Source organism: Patescibacteria group bacterium (assembly GCA_041650995.1).
GTDB lineage: Bacteria > Patescibacteriota > Patescibacteriia > XYB2-FULL-38-15 > XYB2-FULL-38-15 > JAHIRI01.
Map to the genome: position 1 here is coordinate 1 of JBAZJZ010000009.1, position 2,643 is coordinate 2,643.

Annotated in this window: 2 protein-coding genes; one reads left to right on the top strand and one right to left on the bottom strand. The window is 41.2% G+C overall.

Features of this window, described 5'->3' with window-relative positions; translation table 11 throughout:
- Nucleotides 1-474: hypothetical protein (locus tag WC445_04995; GenBank protein MFA5129278.1), on the top strand; the 474-nt coding region annotated here is incomplete at its 5' end.
- Between the two features lie 1,206 nt (nt 475-1,680).
- Here the strand turns inward: WC445_04995 and WC445_05000 are convergent.
- Entirely contained in the window at nt 1,681-2,175 is a 495-nt protein-coding gene (locus tag WC445_05000; GenBank protein ID MFA5129279.1) for an NUDIX domain-containing protein, read from the bottom strand.
- Nucleotides 2,176-2,643: the final 468 nt, after the last annotated feature.

Here is a 2,643-nt window from a genome sequence, read left to right on the forward strand (position 1 = left end):
GCCATTTCCAACCAACCGATCCATCTAGATATTTACAAGGTTAAGATGTCCGAGAAGCTGACGACTGAAATCCCTCTTTCCTTTATCAATGAATCGGCGGCGGTTCTTGAACTTGAGGGAAATCTGGTTAAAAACTTTGACGCGCTTGAAGTTGAGTGTCTGCCAAATGATTTGGTATCCGAATTCGAGGTTGATTTATCACTTCTAAAAACTTTTGACGATACGATCAAGATTGCCGACATTAAAATCCCAAAGACGATCGAGGTCAAGGCTGATCCCGAGGAAGTTGTCGCACTGGTGATGCCGCCACGAAGCGAAGAAGAAATGGCAGAGCTTGAAACTGAAGTCGTCGAAGACGTTGAGGCGGTTGAGGTTGAGGAAAAAGCCAAGGAAGATGAAGATAATGTGACCGATGAAAATGGAGAAAAGAATAGCGACGATAAGACATCAACCGAGGATCAGAAGAAGTCGTAGTGTTGTTTTGTTGTGCCGGGTAAAAATCTGAATCTGATATAACCCGCGCGATAATTTGTTAAATTTTTTCGGTGGTGAGATAGCAATTTGAGTATTATTTTAAATTATAACGATCCTTTTTTGGGGACCCGGTACCAAAAACTCCGCCAACTGGCGGAGTTTTTGGATATAAGTTTACTTTTTTGTAAGACTGTCCCCCTCCCACACGTCGCGGGAGGGGGACACTGTACTCCTTCTGCCCCTCCGAGTTAGCGCCAAGCGCTAGTCGGGGGGGGTACGTCCGGCGCCGGTGCCTAGACGAGAGCGACAAACAACGACGGTGCCCTGGCCATGATCTGTCCTCCTTTCAGGGCCTTGCCAGGTCCTCACGGATCTGGCGGATCCTGCCCCGATCTCGGCCTTTTCGCGGGCAGGTCTCTGAAAGACTGGGATCGGGTTCCCCCGATCATACCAGCACGACTGGTTTGGTGCTTCTGTTCGTTTCTCCAACCTAGTTGGGTTAATATTTATATAACAAAAAATTTTTGCAAATGCAAATTTTTTGATTGACTTCAAAATTGATAATTAGTTTTTCTTACTTTTGGTCACAAGAACGTTAAAATGCAATGATTATTAAATACCAGTTAATAATTTAATCTTCTCCTAGTTTTTTTTATGACTACCAAAAAATCCCCGGACGGGGATTTTTCTGTATAAAGGTAATTATTTATTTTACTCGCCGCCGGCACAGGGTACCGGCGGCGAGGGTTCGGAAAGTCCTAGCAGGGGACGCCCCCCAGCTAGGACCCGGGTTTCGTCCGCATACTTTCGCCCCCCTTGCGCATCAGCTACCCGTGAAGATAGCAGATGCACCCTGGATTATGTGTGCAACATACTGCATATTCTTTGTATCATATAAATTAAATTTATGCAAGACTTTTATTAAATTTTTTTAGCATGCTCCTTAAGATCTGAAAAACAATCAGATTCAACAATAGTTGTGTAAGTAAAATCTAGGTTTATATTATATTCAATTTAATAAAACTCCTCTGTTTATTGAATTTAGGACATATCCTTTTGATAAAAATACATTTTTCTGTCATTTTTGCTTTTTTTTGTCATCCTTGCTTCCCTCAATTCTTCCCGTCTCTCCTTGTCATTCCCGCGACCGTGCCCTGCCGTAGCTTTAGCGAAGGAGGGAGGCGGGAATGACGACAAGCGCGTGATTCATATAACTAAAAAATATTTTTCCAATATAAACAATAATTCGGGATGAAATTTTTCCCCTTCTCTAACCATTTTCTGTATTTTATCAATGGAGAAAAAATCAATCTTTGTAACATCATCCGTTTCCGGATAAAAAGGTCCATTATGAACGGTTTTATAAATCATTAAAAACTTTTTTGGTGCTGTTTTTGGTTCAAAAAAGACTTTTGAAAATTTTTCAAGCTTGCTTTTCGCTCCCAGCTCCTCCTGACACTCTCTTTCTACCGCCCGCCTGTAACTTTCGCCCGCTTGGACATGACCACCGACCGTTGTTGACCAATGATTCGGACAAAAAGAAACCTTGTCGCTTCTAAGTTGCAAGGCCATCTCACCTTTGTCATTAAAAATTAGAACGTGAACAATCCGGTGAGGCAACAGTTTTTGGTAAATCTCTTCCCTGGTCGCTCTGCCGATTACTCGATCTTCCCCATCAACAATGTCAATATATTCAATCATATTTTTCAAAAAAATTAACTTAATTTAGCGGAGATCGGCTAAATTCTATTCTCAATAAATTGTTTTACATCTTATTGAACCGTTGAATGTCCGCCAGCTAAAAGTAGCTTTTCCCTTTTGGTGTTTCATGTTTAGTTATTTGTAGCTGATATTTTGGGTCGTAAATTTCAATAATTTTATATTTTCCGGAAGTTGTCTGCACACCTTTTTTAGTACAATTAATCGTTTGCTCAAGTATAAGTATCTTGCCCCAGTACAACCATTTTCCATCAATATTGTGAACAAGAAAACATCTGGTTGGCGACAGGTGAAATATCCTCGCCCCGGGTTTACCGTAAAACTCGAAAATTTGGTTAGCAACATCTTTAGTCTCAATCGGTTTTTTATGGTGTTTTTCAAGGTTTAGAACACCCCCCCGGGGAATCCTTGCTCGGTTGTTATTTGCAATGTGTCGTTTAACTCAATGTA

Bases quoted from the DNA above. Each gene is read 5' to 3' on its own strand.
- WC445_05000 (MFA5129279.1), bottom strand. From the start codon at position 2,175: ATGATTGAATATATTGACATTGTTGATGGGGAAGATCGAGTAATCGGC.